This window comes from Mycobacterium sp. E3298 (assembly GCF_001666895.1).
Lineage (GTDB): Bacteria > Actinomycetota > Actinomycetes > Mycobacteriales > Mycobacteriaceae > Mycobacterium.
In genome coordinates this window covers 1-19170 of the sequence record NZ_LZJB01000392.1, presented here as the reverse complement: position 1 = coordinate 19170, position 19170 = coordinate 1, and the positions used below count along the sequence as shown (strand labels likewise).

Below are 19170 nucleotides of genomic sequence, written 5' to 3'. Positions count from 1 at the left end.
CCTAACGGGCCCCGGGTTCGGAGTCCTCGCCACCGGTCTGACCAGCGGCGAACACGTCGACGTAGCGTCGCCGCTCGGCGGCGACCCGGTCGGCCGGACCCAGCTCGAACACGTCGTTGATGCCCGCTTTCGCCGCGGCCAGCGCGTCTCGCGGGCCGTCGAGGAAGCGGCGAGCCCACCCCGCGGCGGCGTCGTAGACGTCATCGGGGGCCACCATCTCGTCGATCAGGCCCAGCGTCAGCGCCTCCTCGGCATCGAAGAACCGGCCGCTGAACACCAGCTCCTTGGCCCGGCTCGCCCCCGCCGCGCGGGTCAGGCGCGCCATGCCGTCGCCGCCCGGAATGAGGCCGGCCAGGATCTCGGTGGCGCCGAACTTCACGTTGTCGCCGCTGACGCGCCAATCCGCGGCCAGCGCCAGGGTGAGCCCGGCGCCCAGCGCGTAGCCCGTGATCGCGGCCACGGTCGGCTTGGGGATGGCCGCCACGGCGTCGATGGCCCGCTGCCGCGCCCGGGCCGCCGTCTCGGCCTCCGGCGCGCTCAGCGTCCGCAGCTCGGGCATGTCGTCGCCGGCGGAAAATATCTCGTGGCCGCCGAACAGGATTACGGCGGCCACGTCGTCACGCTCCCCCAGCTCGCCTGCCGCGGCCACGATCTCCCGGTAAACCTGGCGGGTCATGGCGTTCGTCGGCGGCCGCGACAGCAGCAGCATGGCCAGGCCGGCGTCCCGGGAGCCGTCGCTGACCACGGTGCTGACGAACTCGCTCAATGCCGCCATCCCATCCCGCCGGCCTCGCGCGCCTGGTGGTAGCGGTCGGAGTCGAAGAACTCGAACACCCAGTTGTCGCCCTGGATCTCCAGGTGCGGCTGCACCGTGACGATCTGCCGTTCGACCGCCAGCACTTCCGCGACGGTCCGGCCCGCCAGCGAATCCAGCTGGGTCCACGTCGGCGGCAGCAGGAAACAGCGCCCGGCGGAGAAGTCCTCGATGGCGGCCTGGGGCGTCGTCCAGCCGGCCCGATCGGATTCGGTGTTCTCGCCGTCGGCGCGCTGCCCGGCCGGCAGGGCCCCGACGAAGAAGTAGGTGTCGTACCGGCGGGTGCGCTCGGCTTCGGGGGTGACCCAGTTGGCCCACGGCCGCAGCAGGTCCGAGCGCAGCTCCAGGTTCTCGCGGCGCAGGAAGTCCGCGAACGACAGCGTCCCGTCGGCGAGTTCGCGGCGGGCGTCGGCGTACACCGAGGCGTCGCCCACGATCCCATCCGGGTCGCCCGCCGGCCCGGCGAACAGCACCCCCGACTCCTCGAAAGTCTCCCGGGCAGCGGCGCACACCAGCGCCTCGGCCAGGTCGGGTTCGATGCCGAAGCGCTCCGCCCACCACTGCGGCGGTGGGCCGGCCCAGGCGATATCGGCGTTGCGGTCGCGATCGTCGACGCCGCCGCCGGGGAACACCATCGTGCCCGCGGCGAACTCCATCTTGGCGTGGCGGCGCATCAGGAAGACGGCTAGCCCGGTTTCCAATCCGTCCGGATCGTCGCGGATCAGCATCACGGTCGCCGCCGGCCTCGGGACGAGCGGGGCCTCTTCGGTCGGTGACGTCATAGCGGCCTCCGGTGGGCTGCGCGGGAGCGGACGCGGCGGGCGAAATAGCGGCCGTCGGCGACGTCGAGCGCGATCGACTGGCCGAAGGCGGTGGACAGGTTCTCGGCGGTGAGCACGTCGGTCAGCAACCCGGCCGCGACCACCCTTCCCTCGGACAGCAGCATGCAGTGGCTGAAGCCGGGCGGGATCTCCTCGACGTGGTGGGTGACCAGCACCAGAGCCGGGGCCTCGGGATCGGCCGCCAGGTCGGCCAGCCGCGCCACCAGCTCCTCGCGGCCACCCAGGTCCAGCCCGGCGGCGGGTTCGTCGAGCAACAACAGCTCCGGGTCGGTCATCAGCGCGCGGGCGATCAATACCCGCTTGCGCTCGCCCTCAGACAATGTTCCGTAGCTACGGTCCGCGAGGTGCTCGGCGCCCAGGCTCTCCAGCATGTCGACGGCCCGGCGGTAGTCGACGTCCTCGTAACGCTCGCGCCACCGGCCCAGCACCGCGTAACCGGCTGAGACGACCAGGTCGCGCACTACCTCGTCGGTGGGCACTCGCTGCGCCAGGGCCGAGGAGCTGAGGCCGATCCGGGAGCGCAGCTCCGACACGTCCACCCGGCCCAGCCGCTCGCCGAGCACGAAGGCGACTCCCGACGACGGGTGCTCGGCCGCGGCCGCGATCCGCAGCAGCGACGTCTTGCCGGCCCCGTTGGGGCCCACGATGACCCAGCGCTCGTCGAGCTCGACCGCCCAATCCACCGGTCCGACGAGGCTGTGACCGCCGCGGCGCAGCGACACATTCCTGAAATCGATCAGCAGATCGGGGTCGGCTGCCTCGATCGTTTGGTCGGCTCCACCCTCGGATTCTTGCGAATCCTCGGATTTCACCTCCCGGCTTCCGTTTTCGGGCACTCGCTCATCGTGCCGTACCGCGGCCGTCCGACACCTGCCGGGTCGCCGCTCCGGCGGCCAGACGGAAAATCGCACGAAAGTGGCTGAGATCATGCGATTTTCTGACTGCTCGCGGCGACGCCGAGTTTGATGCGACCGCTACGCCTCGGGCGGGATCTCCACCCGGCGGACCTCGCCCGTCACCGCATCGGCGGCCTCGATTTCGCCGCGCGTCACGCCCAGCAGAAACAGCACCGTGTCAAGGTAGGGGTGGCTCAGCGAGGCGTCGGCCACCTCACGCAGTGCCGGCTTGGCGTTGAACGCCACACCCAGCCCGGCCGCGGCCAGCATGTCGATGTCGTTGGCGCCGTCGCCCACGGCTACCGTCTGCGCCATCGGCACCCCGGCCCGCTCCGCGAAGTCGCGCAACGCCGTAGCCTTGCCGGCGCGGTCGACGATCGGTCCGACGACCCGCCCGGTGAGCTTGCCGTCGACGATCTCCAGCTCGTTGGCGGCCACGTAGTCCAGCATCAGCTCCTCGGCCAACGGCTCGATGATCCCCCGGAAGCCACCGGAAACCACACCGCAGTGAAAACCCAAGCGCCGCAACGTCCGCAGCGTGGTCCGGGCGCCGGGCATCAGCTCCAGTTGCTCGGCGACCTCGTCGATCACGCTGGCGGGCAGGCCCGCCAGGGTTGCCACTCGCTGTTCGAGCGACTGCGCGAAGTCCAGCTCCCCCCGCATGGCCGCCTCGGTGATGGCGGCGACCTTGCCCTCGGCGCCCGCGCGGGCGGCCAGCATCTCGATGACCTCGCCCTGCACCAGCGTCGAGTCCACGTCGAACACGATCAGCCGCTTGGCCCGCCGCTCCAGGGTGTAATCCTCGACCGCCACGTCCACCCGCTCCTCGGCCGACACCTGGTTCAGCGTCGTCCGCAGCGCGGCGTCGGATCCCGGCGGCACCGAGACCCGCAGCTCGAGGCCGGTCACCGGGTAGTCGGAGACACCGCGGATGAGGTCGATGTTCACCCCCAGGCCGGCCACCGCCCGGGCCACCGCGCCGAACGCGCCGGCGGTGATGGGCCGGCCCAGCACGAAGATGGTGTGGGTCGAGGGGTCCCGGATGATCGGCACGTCGTCACTGCGCTCGATGCTGACGTCAAGGCCCACCCCGCGGATGGCCGACTCGACGTCACTGCGCAGGTCGGGGCCGTCGGCGACGTCGGCCGGACAGCACACCAGCACGCCCAGGGTCAGGCGATGCCGAATCACCACCTGTTCGACGTTGAGCAGCTCGACGCCGTGCCGGGAGAGCGCCTCAAACAGGGCCGACGTGACGCCCGGTTGATCCACTCCGGTGACGGTGATCAGCACCGACACCTTCGGTGGTGCATTCACCTGCGGCTACCGCCGCTACTGGTCAGGAGTCGAGCGATCGGCTTCGGTCCGCGGACCGAACCCCTTCGGGGATTCCAGCGCCGTGGCGTGGCGTCCCACGTGCGCCTCGGCGCGCAGCCGCTCCACCATGTGCGGGTAGTGCAGCTCGAAAGCCGGGCGCTCCGAACGGATTCGGGGCAACTCGGTGAAGTTGTGCCGAGGCGGCGGGCAGCTGGTCGCCCACTCCAGGGAGTTGCCGTAACCCCACGGGTCGTCGACGGTCACGACCTCGCCGTAGCGCCAGCTCTTGAAGACGTTCCAGACGAACGGGAACATCGACGCGCCCAGGATGAACGCACCGACCGTCGAGACGATGTTGTACGGCTGGAAGCCGTCCGAGGGCAGGTAGTCGGCGTAGCGACGCGGCATACCCATGTCACCCAGCCAGTGCTGCACCAGGAACGTGGTGTGGAAGCCGATGAACGTCAACCAGAAGTGCAGCTTGCCCAGCCGCTCGTCGAGCAGTCGGCCGGTCATCTTCGGGAACCAGAAGTAAACGCCGGCGAACGTGGCGAACACGATCGTGCCGAACAGCACGTAGTGGAAGTGCGCGACAACGAAGTAGGTGTCGGTGACGTGGAAGTCCAGCGGAGGGCTGGCCAGCATGACGCCGGTCAGGCCGCCCAGCAGGAAGGTCACCAGGAAGCCCACCGAGAACAGCATCGGGGTCTCGAAGGTGATCTGCCCCTTCCACATCGTGCCGATCCAGTTGAAGAACTTGATCCCGGTCGGCACCGCGATCAGATACGTCATGAACGAAAAGAACGGCAGCAGAACGGCTCCGGTGGCGAACATGTGGTGCGCCCACACCGCGACCGACAGCGCCGCGATCGAGAGCGTCGCGTAAACCAACGTGGTGTAGCCGAAGACGGGCTTGCGCGAGAACACCGGGATGATCTCGGTGATGATCCCGAAGAACGGCAGCGCGATGATGTACACCTCGGGATGGCCGAAGAACCAGAACAGGTGCTGCCACAGCAGGACCCCGCCGTTGGCCGCGTCGTAGACGTGGGCCCCCAGATGTCGATCGGCGGCCAGCCCGAACAGCGCGGCGGTCAGGATCGGGAACGCGATCAGGATCAGGATCGACGTCACCATGATGTTCCAGGTGAAGATCGGCATCCGGAACATCGTCATACCGGGCGCGCGCATGCACACCACGGTGGTGATCATGTTGACCGCGCCCAGGATGGTGCCCAGACCGGCGACGATCAGGCCGGTGATCCACAGGTCGCCGCCGGCGCCCGGAGAGTGGACGGCGTCGGAGAGCGGCGTGTAGGCCGTCCAGCCGAAGTCGGCCGCGCCACCGGGGACGATGAAGCCGGCCGACGCGGTCAGACCGCCGAAGAGGAAGAGCCAGAACGAGAAGGCGTTCAGCCGCGGGAACGCCACGTCGGGCGCGCCGATCTGCAGCGGCAGGACCAGGTTGGCGAACCCGAACACGACCGGCGTCGCATACAGCAGCAGCATGATCGTGCCGTGCATGGTGAACAGCTGGTTGTACTGCTCATTGGACAGGAACTGCAGCCCCGGAGCGGCCAGCTCGGTGCGCATCAACAGGGCCATCAGTCCGCCGATGAAGAAGAAGACGAAGCAGGTGACCGTGTACATGATGCCGATCATCTTGTGATCGGTGGTCGTGATCAGTTTGTAGACGAGGTTCCCTTTGGGACCGGTCCGGTCCGGGTACGGGCGAACGGCCTCGAGTTCTCCCAAGGGGGGCGCTTCGGCTGTCAACAGCTTCTCCAAACAGTTAGGACAGGGGCCCAAAAAACAGAGCTGACACGAATCTTAACCGTCGATCATGCCGACGTCAGGGCTGGTCCTACAAACTGTCGTAAACAGCTCGGCGGTGCGGCGTGTCGTTTCGGCCTGGCGGGCGCGGAGCCCGCGGATGTTAGCGTCTGACGCGTGCTTTTCGGCGTGACCAGAACCGCTTTCCTGCCGTCGGTCGCCGCGCTGGCGACGGCGGTCGCCGTCACGTGCGGCGGCTGCGGATCCGGCAAGCCCGCCACCTCGGCGACGACCCCCGCCCTGGTCACCCCCACCACGCAGATCGCCGGCGCCGGGGTGCTCGGCAACGACCGCCGGCCGGACGATTCGTGCGCGCGGGACGCCGCCGCGGCGGATCCCGGGCCGAAGACGCGACAGGCCCACAACGCGGCCGGCGTCACACCGGACGTGGTGCAGGTCCCGGCGGAGCCGCAGCGCATCGTGGTGCTCTCCGGCGACCAGCTGGACGCCCTGTGTGCGCTCGGCCTGCAGTCGCGGGTGGTCGCCGCCGCCCTGCCGGACGGCTCCCCGAGCCAGCCCGCCTACCTGGGCGCCGCGGTGCGCGGCGTGCCCGGCGTCGGGACCCGCAGCAATCCGGACCTCGCCGGGATCGCGGCACAACACCCCGACCTCATCCTGGGATCGCAGGGGTTGACGCCCAAGTTGTATCCGCAGCTCGCCGCGATCGCCCCCACGGTGTTCACCGCGGCGCCCGGCGCCGCGTGGCAGGACAACCTGCGTGGCGTGGGCGGCGCGACGTCGCGCGGCGGCGCGGTGGACGCGCTGCTCAACGGCTTTTCGCAGCGGGCGAGCGACATCGGCGCCAGGCATGACGCCTCCCATTTCCAGGCGTCCGTCGTGCAGCTGACCACCGACAAGATCCGCGTCTACGGCACCAACAACTTCCCGGCCAGCGTCCTCGGCGCGGTCGGGGTCGACCGGCCGGCCGCCCAACGGTTCACCGACAAGCCGTACATCGAGATCGGCGCCACCGATGACGACCTGGCCAAGAACCCGGACCTGTCCGCCGCCGACGCCGACGTCGTCTACGTGTCGTGTGCGTCACCGGCGGCCGCCCAGCGCGCCGCCACCGTGCTGGACAGCAATCCATGGCGCAAGCTGTCCGCCAATCACGACAACCGCGTCTACGTCGTCAACGACGAGGTCTGGCAGACCGGCGAGGGCCTGATCGCCGCCCGCGGCATCGTCGACGACCTGCGGCTGGTGAACGCCCCGATCAACTAGGGGCCACCGTCAAGTGGCCGCAAAATATTACCTTAGCTAAACTTCTTCAGGACGCATCCAAATCGAAGAGGGATAGCAATGAGCACTGTTTCGGCTTACGCCGCCGCGTCGGCAACCGAACCGTTGACCAAGACCACCATCACCCGCCGCGACCCCGGCCCGCACGACGTGGCGATAGACATCAAATTCGCCGGCATCTGCCACTCGGACATCCACACCGTCAGGGGCGAGTGGGGCGAGCCGCACTACCCGCTGGTCGTCGGCCACGAGATCGCCGGCGTAGTGACCGCCGTCGGCCCCGAAGTCACCAAGCACAAGGTCGGCGACCGCGTCGGCGTGGGCTGCATGGTGGGCTCGTGCCGCGAATGCCGCAGCTGCCGGGCCGGGCTCGAGCAGTACTGCGAACGGGGCATGATCGGCACCTACAACGCCATCGACCGGGACGGCACCGTCACGCAGGGCGGCTACAGCCAGGCGATCGTCGTCGACGAAAACTACGTCCTGCACATCCCCGACTCTCTGCCGCTGGACAAGGCGGCGCCGCTGCTGTGCGCCGGCATCACGCTGTTCTCGCCGCTGCGCCACTGGAAGGCCGGCGAGGGCACCCGGCTGGCGATCATCGGCCTGGGCGGGCTGGGACACATGGGCGTCAAACTGGGGGCCGCGATGGGCGCCCACGTGACCGTGTTGTCGCAGTCGCTGAAGAAGATGGAGGACGGGCTGCGCCTGGGCGCCAGCGAGTACTACGCCACCGCCGATCGCGAAACGTTCCGTAAGTTGCGCGGCAGCTTCGACCTGATCCTCAACACCGTCTCGGCCAACCTGAACCTGGCCGACTATCTGAAGCTGCTCGGCGTCGACGGCACCCTCGTCGAACTCGGCATCCCCGAACACCCCATGGAGGTGCCGGCGTTCGCACTCGCGTTGGCGCGCCGCAGCCTCTCCGGGTCGAACATCGGCGGGATCGCCGAAACCCAGGAGATGCTGGACTTCTGCGCCGAACACGATGTGACGCCCGAAATCGAGCTGATCGAGCCGGATTACATCAACGAGGCGTACGAGCGGGTGCTGGCGAGCGACGTTCGCTACCGCTTCGTCATCGACATCTCGAAGCTATGACGCGACCTCCGACGGCGTGCCGGGTGCGCAGTCACGGGCGATGACCTCGGCCGCCTCAGCGTGCTCGTCGTCGGGAACGACCTCGCTGACGTCGATGCCGGCCAGCGGCCATCCGGCGGCGGCCAACGTGGCGGCCACCCGGATGACATTTTCCTTGCCGGCGTCGAACTGCGTCATGTCCGAGATGAATTCGGCGATCTCGTCGCGATCGATCGGATGATCGATCGTCTCCGGTGACCCTTCCTTGGCGGTGATGTGGCGCACCACCTCGCGAATCTGGTCTTCGGTGAGCGGTGTGCTGCGGAGCAGGGCCATCAGTGGCACGCGGTCCGGGCCGGGAACGCCGTTCGGGTAGCCGACCTGCAGCCAGCGAATCACTGAACGGCAGAAGTGGTGGCGGTGATCCTTCTCAGCGGAGGCGGGTTTCGTCACCAGAACAGTGTCGGGCAGGGGCAGCACCGGCGCTAGCGAGCCGTCCCGGGATCCCCACTATTCACAAGCCGTTCATGGCCCGAACATCTGCACGTCGGGCACGGCGCCTGCGGTTCAAGACCAGGTTTTGTCGGCGGCCCTCCCTACGATCGAGTCGTGCTCACCGCACTCGTCGTGCTTCCACTCGCCTGCGGGCTGTTCGTCGGCGTGGTCGAGCACAGTCCCGGGATGGGGTTCCAGGCCTTCTACCTGATGGTGCTGCTCGAGGTGCTCGTCGGCTGGTCAACCAAGCGCCGATGGCCGCGCGGCGGGCGCGCCGACGCCACCCTGCGGGCGATCGACGCCATGGACGGCGTCGAGTTCGAGGGCTACGTGGCCGCCCGCCTGCGTCGGGCGGGCTGGCGGGTGACCTTGACCCCGCCGGTCGGGGACTACGGCGTCGACCTGATCGCCGAACAGGATGGCCACTCGGTGGCGGTCCAGTGCAAGCGCTACGGCAAATCGGTGGGTGTCGCGGCCGTCCAGCAGGTGGTTTCCGGCGCCCGCCACCATGGGTGCGCGCGGAGCATCGTGGTGAGCAATCAGGAATTCACCAGGGCCGCAAAGCAGTTGGCGCACACCCATGGCTGCCAGCTGATCGGCCGCAAGGTTCTGCAGGCGTGGGTGCCGCCACCCGCGGGCAGCGCGAAGAACGTGGCGGGAAGAAAATCGGCCCAGCCGGTGTCTGAACAGTAGATCGGGCCGGCCCCAGTCCCTCCCCCCCGACGGTGCGGCCGGCCCGATTCTCAATCTTTTAGAAGTCCCAGTCCTCGTCCTCGGTGACGACGGCCTTGCCGATCACGTAGGACGAGCCCGAGCCGGAGAAGAAGTCGTGGTTCTTCTCCGGTAGCCAGCTCTGGGCCCCAGAGTCGGTGTGAGCAGGCCAAAGGGTGTCCTAGTAGTTCGCCTGAATTATCTGTAACTGTGGGCAGATTGTGGGCACACTATGGGAGCCGCGCAGCGTGTCATAGGCCGAATCCGACCAGCGCGGAGGCTGGCGACGACCGGGGGTGAACGTTGCGCTGCCCGGTTCGGCACGGCGGCATTAGGAGAGTCATTGGGCTACCGGCCACACCGGGCAGACACTAACTTCGACGCCAGTAGCGGCGCGGGGGTTCCACCTTTATTCACGCGGGCATCGGGTTTGGGATGGCGTGGAAGTTGTGATTTGCTCGGCGGGAACTTTGAGCCGCGGGGAGCCGTTGGGCATCCAGCCGATCAATTAATGCCCTCAGGAGACCCGTTATGAGCACCGACGCCGACGAAGCCGACAAGGAGTATCTCGTCACCATCGTGACTTCCGGTGGTGAGACTTCGACCACGCGGCACTTCTCCTCCGACGAGCTTGACCAGCAGTTCGGCAAGGTCTTGGCAGATCTGGGACTTACGATTCGGGATGGTGGTCTCGCAACTCTGGCGGGCGGTGCCGACGACATCGAACAGGTCACCGTTAAGCGCGTGAACTGACGGCTCAGCACCCACTACGCCGTGGGGCGGCGGCGGTCACCCTGTGCCCGGACGGGAAAGGGGAACATCTGTGCCGAACGACGGGTGGCGGATCATCATCGACGATGGCGACGGCCTGCGCGCGGTCTGCAAGATCTTGCCGCTTAGCGACGGCGGCTATTCCGTGCTCGCTCCCTATCACGCCGCCCGAAATGGTTGGCTTTACAAGCATAAAGTGGATTATTCGAAAGAGGAAATATCGCTCGAAATCTCTGAGATGCAGCATTTCGAAGCGAGCGACCGGGTTAAGCTGTCACACCATTGGGATGGCTTTGTGCAATTCTCCGGCGTGAATTCGCAGAAAATAATATCTGGACGCAACCCACTCACCGGCGAGCCTAGAGGCTTGGCGATTATGAGTGCGCCGATGTGGAGGCCAATCACGAGCGGACCAACCTTCGGTGTGCTTCTTTGGGGACCGACCGACTTTAAGCAAGTAGAGGACACACGCGCGACAGACATCATCTTCCACGCGAACGAAATCTATTACGAGCGTTCGGCGCCCTACAACTTCAACGCATATCACGTGGAAGGCTGGGTTTTTGGGGCACCCTTGTGGGATGGCGTTCGCGGAAGTGGAAATGACCTACGGCTTGCAAGGCATTTTCCGCAGAAACACCGGGCGCCATGCGCGTACCTAGAGTTTCGGGTTCTCCCTATCCCGACCGAAGACAGCGATCTTTTCCTAGGAGTAAGGGTTACCAGGATGGCGGTGAATCCTTCTTCGCCCTCAGGCTTTGTTTTGGGAGGGCCGAGCGACCTTCGGGTGAGTCAGCAAGTCGCGGAGACCATCAAAGCGTCGTACCCCAAGGACCCCGAGGTTGCCGATCTTGACCCAGGCTCTCTCGACTATGTGCCTGAGGAACCGGAAACTGGTCAGCGGGGGTAAAAATCGGCAAGTGCGAAGAATGCCGCGCGTCGACCGCCGGGGGGCCGTCCCCCACCCCCCGTGTTCACCATTTTCGGCCGTGACGCGTCGGCATCTCCCGCTGCCGCTTGCGATTACGGTTCAAGTTGCAGGCCCAATGCGCTGCCCTGACCTCGCCGCGGTTGTGCCCACCCTTGGCGACCTCGATCACATGATCGGCAGTGAAACTCATCGGGTGCGGCCATTTGAGGTCGAGGTCGATGGGCTTGCCACAGCACCAACACGGCGCGCCCTCGCGTAGCAGGCGAGTGCGACGGCGCTGGTATCCGCGATCAGATGTCCTCGACGTCGTCAGGACCCCGGCCCGGCGATGGTGAATTTGCCGCAGCGATTGGGCCTTACCAAATTTTGGCCGATCCTCCACGTGGCCCGGACTGCCACCGAGTCGCTGCTGAAATACTGGTGTTCCGAGGTGCTGACCATGAGGTTGCCGTACGCCGACACGATGGCTGATCGGTCGATGACCATGCCGGTGTAGGCGGGCAGCGCGACGTTGACGACCACCGGCAACGACAGTAACAACGCCTGGGCGTCGGTGGTACCGGCCCCGATCAGGCTGCTGTTGTAGTCGGCAGCGGTCTTCAATTTCCTGAATTCGGCCCACGCTGTCGGGCTGAGCAGCACGTGCGTGGGTGTACTCAGGTTGGTTTGCAGTTGAGCGACCAGGTCAATCAGGGCATCGAGGCTTCCTGAAACCTCTTCGCCTTCAACAACGTTGGCGACGTTCAGGACGCCGGTGGACGGTCCGAGTGCGGGCGGCGTGGGCGCGACCTGTTGCATGAAGGCAAGATCGGCGCGGCGAGTGACTGCACGCGCCACCGACTGCGCCAACTGGTCAGCCGTGTCGGGCTGCGACCACTGTTCCCGGCTGAGCCGAACCAACTGGCTGACCTTGCCGGTGGCGACCAGCGTCTCGGCCAGATCCGGCTCCGATTCTGGAATCTCGGTACCCTCCGCGGCGAATTCGGCGGTGGCGTCATCGACGTAGCCGCAGCGGACGACCGGCTGGTCACCTTCGACCTGACCCGCGTATGTGCTGCACGCAATGATCAGCGCCTCCGGGATGATGTCGACCGGCGAGAAAGTAAAGTAGTCAGGCCGCCAGGCAGCGGCACTCGTGCTGGTTTTTGCGGTAAATGCCATGACGAACGTCTCTCTGTGGCAACGGTTTTCAGCCGTGTTGAACTGGGGAGAAGTTCACGGCTGGCACCGGGCCATCACCGAGTCGCCACCTGGGCGGATCGTTGCCGCCGGGCCTGGCACCTGGCCAAGTAGTCCTGCGACTGTGCCGGGAATTTTACTCCCCCGTTACTCCCGCTTGGGCGCGAACGCCGCGCGCCAATCGTTTCGGGGCGGCTGGGATTGGAGGACGCCGCTCTTGAAGCCGCCGACCGGCCTGCTGGGTTTGGCAATGCCAAGCGTGTTACGCGCCGCTTCGACGGCCTGGCGAACCTTGGCGGTATCGACGGCACCGGAGTCGTCCAGCAGATCCCCGACCTGGGTCCCAGCGGCCCACACGGCGGCCTCTTTGAGGCCCATGCTGGTCACTATTGCACCGACCTGCTGGCGACGCATAACGTCGAGTTGGGCGGCCAGGGCGTCACGTTGCTGTTCAGTTTCCCGAAGCTTGACCCGCCACTTAGCGGCCTCCCTGTTGGCGCTGCCCGAGTCCGTCTCGGTGCTGTGCTCGTCGTCCGCCGCCGCCTGGTCGGGCTGCTCGACGGTCTGCTCGTCAGCCGGGGTGACTTCGGTCGTTGGTTGTTCAGTCGTCATGGGGGTTACCTCCGTTTCCGATTGAGCGCGGGTCGGTGCGCAGGCTGGCCAACTTGGTGGACTTGGCGTGCAGTTCGTCGGTCACCCGCACCGCGAGCGAGGGCGTCATCACGAAACAAAAAGGGTTGGAATGCTTCACGTGCAGCACCAAATACATGACATCGCAGCCGGTTTCGGCGACATAGCCGAAGCCGACGTCGATGCGCTCAGGGCTGATGACCGCCGCGCCGGTCGGGATACGAGGCACGAGCTGGTCGGGGGAATCGGTCATAATAGTTGCCCTCCTTGGGGATTGAACAAAACGAGGTACACGCCTGCCGGGGTTCCGGCCAGACATGTCCGGTAGCCGGTGTCATCGGGCAGCCACAGGTGCGAGTGCACGCCGCGGCAGTACGGGCACTTGACCCGTACGACCACGTAGTGCCGCCGGTTTCGCAGGCGACCACCGGCGCGCGGAGTCTCATTCGTCGCCGCTTTCCACGCGGGTAATCCATGCGCGATGGCACTCATCGCACCGTGGTCGTCCGGGCGAATACGGGCGCGCCCGGCAGTCGACGCATAGGCCCGCGCGGTAGGCGGCATTGCCCTCGACGCCGGTGGTGGGGCGGGCCGCCGGAAGCCGCCTCTCCTCGGCGATGATCGGGACATTCGGGAACACCGCTTCCCCTTTTTCTTCGGCAGAAGCAGGCGCAACCGCGCAACCGCGCACGTCAACTGTGGTGTCGTCGGTTGCGAGTTGCGCGGGGTCGGGCAGCAGTTCCGCCGCGTCGGGCAGCGGGTCACCGAGCACCCAGCGGCCCGGACGCCCGCGCCGGTCCTCCAAGTTGCGCACGTAGCCGCCGTCCGCAGCGACCCGAAGCCGACGGCTAGCGTTCGACTTGTCCAGGCCCAACTTCACGGCGACGTCGCGGACCATCGCGCCCGAATCACCTGCCAGCACGTCGACCGCCGTGACCGTCTGGCGCACCGGGGCGGCGACCGTGGTGCCGACGCCCTCGGCGATCACGTCGGCCACCAGACCGCGCACCACTGCGTAATCGTCCAGCGTGGCGACGATCCGGCCCGCTTCATCGCGGCCCCGGCTGGCCTGGTGCAGCACAGCGTGCGCCCGGATCAGGGCCAGCAGCGTGGCGAAGTCGCGGCGCAGCCGTACCGCGACGGGCGGCACCTGCTGGGCCAGGCGGCGCGCGTATGGGATGGTGACGCGGTGCTCGGCGTTGGCAAGCCAGCGTTGCAGGTCCCGCCACGTCTCCAGGTCGGCGCCCGCCGGGCGTTCGTCGGCCTGCTCCAACAGCACCCGCGCGGTCTGCTCGCTGGAATCATCGGTCGTCAAAGACAGGATGCGGGTTTCGTTTTCGGCGTGCACGCGAGTCTTGGTGGTGGTGAAGATCAGGTTGGACGGCCCCTCTTTCACGATGGTCTTGGTGACCAAGTTGCCATCCTTATCGCGGACCGTGGTGTCGTAGACGATGCGGCCCTCACTGAGCAGCGACCGCACGAAGTAGCTGGTGAGGTCGTCCTCGACGCCTTCGCGCAGCGCGACCACCTCGTAGAGGATCAGCGTGCGATGGCTGAACTCTTCCGGCGAATACACCAGGGCGCGCTCACTCATGGCGGTGAACTCCCGGTAGGCCTCGGGCGGGAAGAACCGGCTGACCAATTCGACGGTGCGCGACTTCCCCGATGCCGAATGGCCTTTCACGCCAGCCGAAACCTGTTGGGAAAGCAGCCGAGACGTCAAAACCAGATAGAGGGTTCTGGCAAGGCATTCCTCGCCGACCAATCCCCGCGACCGAATTTCGGTGGCGACGGCGTCAAGGATGCGGGGCAACCGCGCCAAGCCTGCCACCGCCTCCAAGCTGGGCGGTTGCGCGGTTGCGGTTATTTCTCGCGGAGAAAGGGAGGGGTGCGCGGGTTCACACGGGCGCGGCGCTACCGGCTTGACCAACCGCCACACCTCGGCGACGTCATGGGCCACCAGAAAATCGTCCAGCCCGGTTTTGTCATCGGTGTCCGGCAGGTGAAGGTACTCAACCCGCGCGCCCTTGATGGCGAGGTATTTGGCCAACGCGTCCATGGCGACACGCACCGGCTCTTTACGCTGTACGTCGCCGTCGTAGGCGATGACGACCTGACGCCCGTTCAGGGCAACATCGTTCCAATCGGGCAAGGCCGTCTTACCGGCGGCGGTGTTGGTGCCGCGCCAACTCCACACCCCCATCAGTGCCACGCAGCACAGCCCACGAATGGCGGCGCAATCAGCCTTCTTCGTTCCCTCCGTGACCCACAACGGAATTGACGGGTCGCCAAGCTGGGGCCCCACACCGGGCGGCACGTCCAACCCGTTGCGCTGGTCGGAGGGCGTCTCGTACTTGGCGATGCGCCCGGTCTGCATGATCCGGGGCACGTCGGGCCGGAACTGAAAACCCCATACCGACCCGCGCACATCAAGCAGGGGCACCAATAAGCCGGGGACCCTGCGCCCTGCGGGCGTAATCCCCGCCTCGGCCAGGCGCTTCTTGTCGTCAATCGACTCATAGCCGCGAGATGCGGCCCAGTCGGGCGTAATGCCCGACCGGGCTAGCATCTCGGCGTGATTGTCAGCAATCATGGTGTGGGTTCCGGCGGCCAGTTGGGCGCATCGACGTAACGCTTTTCGTGGGGCTGCACGTCGAACAAGCTCAACTGGCCGTCCTCCCCCTCGCCGCGGTCGGCGATGCCCGTCGGTTCCTCCTCAGGTGGACGAGTCATGGTTCGATGTCCTACCTTTCCCGTTGTAGTTGTGCGCCAATGGTTTACGCCGTGACGCTCGGCGGGCTATGTGTCGAGACCCGGGCGCGGCCAGGGCTCTGCTCGAAGGTGTTGGCCTCTAGGTACGCCAGGACGTCGGCGCGCGCGTACAAGATGCGGCGGCCCGCGCGGATGAACCTCACGCCCCGGCCCAAATAGCGATCCTGGCTCAGGCTATTGGTGGTGGTCCGCAACAATTCTGCGGTTTCAGCGGGCGTCAGGAGTTCCGGCAAGTTGTTGAGTGTCACCATCGGCCTATCTCCATCTTTGATCGCGTATGAGTGTTCTTTGATCATCACTTGAATTGGAGGTTTAGCACGGAGCGTGCATGCAGTCAAATATCACTTGACTGCGATATCTTTGATCGAATATGGTGCCGGCATGGCTGGAAAGAAATCCGAACTTGGGCCGACCGGGACCGACCTCGCTAATAACGTCACCCGCTTGCGCGGGAACATGAGCTACAACGAATTGAGTCGACGCCTTGCCCTCGTCAAGCGCGACATTCCACCACTAGGCTTGCGCCGTATCGAAGCGGGCACCCGGCGAGTTGACGTTGACGACTTGATGGCTTTGGCTGTGGTACTGGGCGTTTCGCCGATTACCCTATTGGCTCCGCCCGGCACCAGCGCGAAGGCAGCGGTCACGGCCACCGCGACCGGCAAGCACCCCGCCGAGCTGATTTGGGGGTGGTTGCGGGCCACCGACCCACTGCATGGCAGCGGTCAGAATTTTGTCGAGTTCGCGGTACGAGCAAGGCCCGAGTGGGCGCTGGACACGCTCGGCGAGGAATTGCAGAACCGCAAACAAGCCCACCGGTCCGAGTTGGAACGCAGACGCGCCGCGAAAGAAAAGGGGCACGCCGCGCATGGCAACGATTAGCCGATATAGGACTACGACCGGCGCCACGCTCTATCGCGTGCGCTACCGCACGCCGGACAACCGGCAGACCGACAAGCGCGGGTTTACGTCGAAACGGGACGCCGAACGGTTCGCCGCCACCATTGAAGTCGCCAAGATGCGCGGCGAGTACGTCGCTCCATCTGCGGCCAGAGTGACTGTCGGCGAATTGGGTCCAGCATGGCTGGAACGCCAGCGCGGCCACCTAAAACCTGCCAGCTATGCGGTGATGGAAACCGCGTGGCGCGTGCGGATAAAGCCCCGTTGGGGCGACGTCGCGCTAGGTGACATCAAGCCGTCCATAGTCCAGCGTTGGTTCGCCGATCTGGGCACCGGCGCCGCCGACGTCAAACCCGTCGGCGCAAGCGTGGTGAAGCGAACACATTACGTCCTGTCGAGCATCTTGGCCGACGCAGTCCGCGACAACCTCATCGCGAAGAATCCGACCATAGGCGTAAAGCTCCCCCGCACAGCGCGAAAACGGCCCGTTTACCTGAATCACCAACAGGTTGCGGCGCTGGCGGCGGCGTCTGGTGAGTACGAGGGTCTCCTATTGGCGCTTGCCTACACCGGGTTGCGATGGGGCGAGGTCGTCGGTCTGCGCGTCCGCGACCTAGACATGCTGCGCCGCCGCGTTACCATCGCCGAGAACGCCGTCCAGACAGGCCGAGATGTCTACGTCGGTACCCCAAAGGCCCACAAGCGGCGCACCGTTCCCATCCCCCAGTTTCTACTGCCGCATTTGGCGCGCCAGTGCGAAGAAAAGGACCGAGATGACCTGCTGTGGTCGGGTAGCTGCGGCCAACACCTACGGCGCCCGCACCCGACATCAGGGTGGTTCGCCAAAGCCGTCGCCAAATCCGGTGTGCCGCGCACCACGCCGCATGACCTGCGTCACACCGCTGCGAGCCTCGCCGTCAGTGCTGGTGCCAATGTCAAAGCGGTCCAGAAGATGCTCGGACACGCGTCAGCCGCAATGACGCTCGATATCTACGCGGACCTCTTCGACGATGATCTGGAAGCTGTAGCCACCGCCCTGCATGATGCTCACGTCCGACAATCGACGGCGACGCTTGAGCCTGCCCGTTAAGCCGCAGCCTGTGGATAACTTTCCGATCCAAATGCTGACCATCGAGGCTGTCGGCGTGCGACTCTATAGTCGCGGTTGTTGAGTGGTCTGGGTGGAGCTAGAACACGGAACATCAGCGGAGGCCTCGCCCACCGATGGGCGAGGCCTCCCTTTTTGTTCTTGACGCTCAAGCCCCGTCGAACGAAGTCGATGCAGGTCACAGCTCTGTTGTCGGGCTGTTTCCGTATTGTCAATTGGTAGACGACACCAACCTGCGGATTCGCGCAAAACGATGATTCGGTGGTAAGAATTGCCATATGGTGCAGATCATCTCGGAACGCACCAAAAAAAGGGCGGAGGCCCCAGGCCGCGTGGGCGCGCGACCCGGGAACCTCCGCGAGGCCCACCTCCTATCTGCTGCTACTGGAACGCGGGGCCTAGGCCGTCACTCGGGCGGCCCGAATGAAGTGCCGGTAGGCACACTCACCACCTTTCCGCGCCACGACGGGCGGGAAGGTGGTTTCCTTCTCGAACCAGTTGACCTGGCCATACTGATCCCGCCAGTTTCCGCGCCACGGAACTCGCTGGCCAGTTTTGAAGCTGCCGTTCGGCCCCAGGGGCCGTCTCCTTCGTCTGCTCATAATCACCTCCTCTCATGAATCGCGTTGTGCATCTTGATGATCGGCGGCGGATTCCGCCGACCGATACGGAACCACTGCGGTGCCGCAAGTGCGGCTCCGAGTGGTTCCGTCTGCAGGGTCGACCTAACGACCCTGAAGCCGCGAAGCATGGAGCGGTGACGATGGCGCAGGACGGCCGAATCACCGGATATTCCGGCGTGCCCGTGTGTCTGGATTGCGGGGAGCCGACCTAGCGCGGCCCCTGAGGCAGCACTACTGCATAAAGTCTCGGACACGGAACATCCCGGAGCGGTGGGGACAGTGGCGACTCGCCATGTGCACTCCTCGTTGTAGTGGTTCCAGCAAAGGGTGGAGTGCTCCTTACTCTATCGGTGGGGACCGACGCGAAGGCGTAACACAAGAAGTTGTGTCTGCGTGTCGTGAAACCCCCAGCGAAGCCCCACAACGCACCTCTGCCGACAGCCCGGCGGAGATCCAGGCGATGAATCGTGGGCAAAATGTGGGCAGACAGGGACTCGGCAATCGACCTAACGGCCGTCAGACATCGGACCGGCATTCATAGCGATGGGGAAAATTAAATCCCTGACCAGCAGATTCAGAAGTCCCAGTCCTCGTCCTCGGTGACGACGGCCTTGCCGATCACGTACGACGAGCCGGAACCCGAGAAGAAGTCGTGGTTCTCGTCGGCGTTGGGCGACAGCGCCGACAGGATCGCCGGGTTCACGTCGGTCTCGTCCCGCGGGAACAGCGCCTCGTAGCCCAGGTTCATCAGCGCCTTGTTGGCGTTGTAGCGCAGGAACTTCTTGACGTCCTCGGTCAGCCCCACCTCGTCGTAGAGGTCCTGGGTGTACTCAACCTCGTTGTCGTAGAGCTCGAACAGCAGCTCGTAGGTGTAGTCCTTGAGCTCGGCCCGCTTGGCCTCGTCGACCAGCGCCAGCCCACGCTGGTACTTGTAGCCGATGTAGTAGCCGTGCACGGCCTCGTCGCGGATGATCAGCCGGATCATGTCGGCGGTGTTGGTCAGCTTGGCCCGGCTCGACCAGTACA

21 protein-coding genes and 1 pseudogene are annotated in these 19170 nt (G+C 65.9%); 7 read left to right on the top strand and 15 right to left on the bottom strand.

The annotated features are described in order from the left end of the window. Position 1: 1 nt before the first annotated feature. From A9X05_RS18350 to ctaD, 5 genes are all read right to left on the bottom strand, one after another. Positions 2 to 766, bottom strand: coding sequence for an enoyl-CoA hydratase (locus tag A9X05_RS18350; protein ID WP_156669996.1), 765 nt, complete (start codon positions 764 to 766; stop codon positions 2 to 4). Beyond that, positions 763 to 1596, bottom strand: coding sequence for an NUDIX hydrolase (locus A9X05_RS18345; protein ID WP_067751202.1), 834 nt, complete (start codon positions 1594 to 1596; stop codon positions 763 to 765). Before A9X05_RS18345 ends, A9X05_RS18350 begins: the two co-directional genes overlap by 4 nt. Next, positions 1593 to 2420: an ABC transporter ATP-binding protein gene (locus tag A9X05_RS18340; protein WP_067751279.1), complete on the bottom strand. Its 828-nt coding sequence runs from the start codon at positions 2418 to 2420 to the stop codon at positions 1593 to 1595. The genes A9X05_RS18345 and A9X05_RS18340 overlap by 4 nt, the downstream gene beginning before the upstream one ends. A 210-nt stretch (positions 2421 to 2630) precedes the next feature. After that, positions 2631 to 3869: a phosphoserine phosphatase SerB gene (gene serB, locus A9X05_RS18335; protein WP_067751206.1), complete on the bottom strand. Its 1239-nt coding sequence runs from the start codon at positions 3867 to 3869 to the stop codon at positions 2631 to 2633. Between the two features lie 15 nt (positions 3870 to 3884). Beyond that, on the bottom strand, positions 3885 to 5645 hold the full coding sequence (gene ctaD / locus A9X05_RS18330; protein ID WP_067751283.1) for a cytochrome c oxidase subunit I: 1761 nt from the start codon (positions 5643 to 5645) through the stop codon (positions 3885 to 3887). Positions 5646 to 5849: 204 nt separating this feature from the next. On the opposite strand from ctaD, the gene A9X05_RS18325 reads away from it, so the two are divergent. Next, on the top strand, positions 5850 to 6926 hold the full coding sequence (locus tag A9X05_RS18325) for an iron-siderophore ABC transporter substrate-binding protein (RefSeq protein WP_197499118.1): 1077 nt from the start codon (positions 5850 to 5852) through the stop codon (positions 6924 to 6926). A gap of 78 nt (positions 6927 to 7004) precedes the next feature. Continuing rightward, positions 7005 to 8045, top strand: a complete 1041-nt coding sequence (locus A9X05_RS18320; RefSeq protein WP_067751216.1) for an NAD(P)-dependent alcohol dehydrogenase — start codon at positions 7005 to 7007, stop codon at positions 8043 to 8045. Here the strand turns inward: A9X05_RS18320 and A9X05_RS18315 are convergent. Continuing rightward, a complete protein-coding gene (locus A9X05_RS18315; RefSeq protein ID WP_067751288.1) occupies positions 8040 to 8477 on the bottom strand; it encodes a DUF3349 domain-containing protein in 438 nt (145 codons plus the stop codon). The genes A9X05_RS18320 and A9X05_RS18315 overlap by 6 nt on opposite strands. 156 nt (positions 8478 to 8633) lie before the next feature. On the opposite strand from A9X05_RS18315, the gene A9X05_RS18310 reads away from it, so the two are divergent. Further along, positions 8634 to 9212, top strand: coding sequence for a restriction endonuclease (locus A9X05_RS18310; protein WP_067751222.1), 579 nt, complete (start codon positions 8634 to 8636; stop codon positions 9210 to 9212). A 58-nt stretch (positions 9213 to 9270) separates the two neighbouring features. Here A9X05_RS18310 and A9X05_RS32270 read toward each other — a convergent pair. Continuing rightward, positions 9271 to 9360, bottom strand: a pseudogene (locus tag A9X05_RS32270) (hypothetical protein); the annotation flags it as partial. Between the two features lie 401 nt (positions 9361 to 9761). On the opposite strand from A9X05_RS32270, the gene A9X05_RS18305 reads away from it, so the two are divergent. Next, positions 9762 to 9983, top strand: coding sequence for a hypothetical protein (locus A9X05_RS18305; RefSeq protein ID WP_067751227.1), 222 nt, complete (start codon positions 9762 to 9764; stop codon positions 9981 to 9983). Positions 9984 to 10053: 70 nt separating this feature from the next. Further along, positions 10054 to 10911 (top strand): hypothetical protein, encoded by an 858-nt coding sequence (locus A9X05_RS31185; protein WP_156669997.1) that lies wholly within the window; start codon positions 10054 to 10056, stop codon positions 10909 to 10911. Between the two features lie 64 nt (positions 10912 to 10975). On the opposite strand, the gene A9X05_RS32725 is transcribed toward A9X05_RS31185, so the two are convergent. The 7 genes from A9X05_RS32725 to A9X05_RS18280 form a co-directional block, all read right to left on the bottom strand. Further along, a complete protein-coding gene (locus A9X05_RS32725) occupies positions 10976 to 11314 on the bottom strand; it encodes an HNH endonuclease (RefSeq protein WP_156669998.1) in 339 nt (112 codons plus the stop codon). Further along, positions 11242 to 12093 carry a phage major capsid protein gene (locus A9X05_RS18300; RefSeq protein WP_067751231.1) on the bottom strand — a complete coding sequence of 284 codons (852 nt, stop codon included), beginning with the start codon at positions 12091 to 12093 and terminating at the stop codon, positions 11242 to 11244. The genes A9X05_RS32725 and A9X05_RS18300 overlap by 73 nt, the downstream gene beginning before the upstream one ends. 165 nt (positions 12094 to 12258) lie before the next feature. Then, positions 12259 to 12723 carry a hypothetical protein gene (locus A9X05_RS18295; RefSeq protein ID WP_067751235.1) on the bottom strand — a complete coding sequence of 155 codons (465 nt, stop codon included), beginning with the start codon at positions 12721 to 12723 and terminating at the stop codon, positions 12259 to 12261. Next, entirely contained in the window at positions 12713 to 12994 is a 282-nt protein-coding gene (locus A9X05_RS18290) for a hypothetical protein (protein ID WP_067751241.1), read from the bottom strand. Before A9X05_RS18290 ends, A9X05_RS18295 begins: the two co-directional genes overlap by 11 nt. Before the next feature lie 189 nt (positions 12995 to 13183). Beyond that, complete coding sequence (locus A9X05_RS18285; protein WP_197499116.1) at positions 13184 to 15184, bottom strand: DUF3854 domain-containing protein; 2001 nt, start codon at positions 15182 to 15184, stop codon at positions 13184 to 13186. Between the two features lie 146 nt (positions 15185 to 15330). After that, positions 15331 to 15474 carry a hypothetical protein gene (locus A9X05_RS31175; protein WP_156670146.1) on the bottom strand — a complete coding sequence of 48 codons (144 nt, stop codon included), beginning with the start codon at positions 15472 to 15474 and terminating at the stop codon, positions 15331 to 15333. Positions 15475 to 15518: 44 nt separating this feature from the next. Beyond that, positions 15519 to 15761: a helix-turn-helix domain-containing protein gene (locus A9X05_RS18280; RefSeq protein ID WP_368664936.1), complete on the bottom strand. Its 243-nt coding sequence runs from the start codon at positions 15759 to 15761 to the stop codon at positions 15519 to 15521. A gap of 76 nt (positions 15762 to 15837) precedes the next feature. Here A9X05_RS18280 and A9X05_RS31170 point away from each other — a divergent pair, with 76 nt between their 5' ends. Then, on the top strand, positions 15838 to 16395 hold the full coding sequence (locus A9X05_RS31170; RefSeq protein ID WP_156670147.1) for a helix-turn-helix transcriptional regulator: 558 nt from the start codon (positions 15838 to 15840) through the stop codon (positions 16393 to 16395). A gap of 37 nt (positions 16396 to 16432) precedes the next feature. Further along, entirely contained in the window at positions 16433 to 17503 is a 1071-nt protein-coding gene (locus tag A9X05_RS18270; protein WP_368664935.1) for a tyrosine-type recombinase/integrase, read from the top strand. A gap of 1215 nt (positions 17504 to 18718) precedes the next feature. Here A9X05_RS18270 and A9X05_RS18265 read toward each other — a convergent pair. Then, on the bottom strand, positions 18719 to 19170 hold a 452-nt coding region (locus tag A9X05_RS18265; RefSeq protein ID WP_197499115.1), incomplete at its 5' end, for a ribonucleotide-diphosphate reductase subunit beta.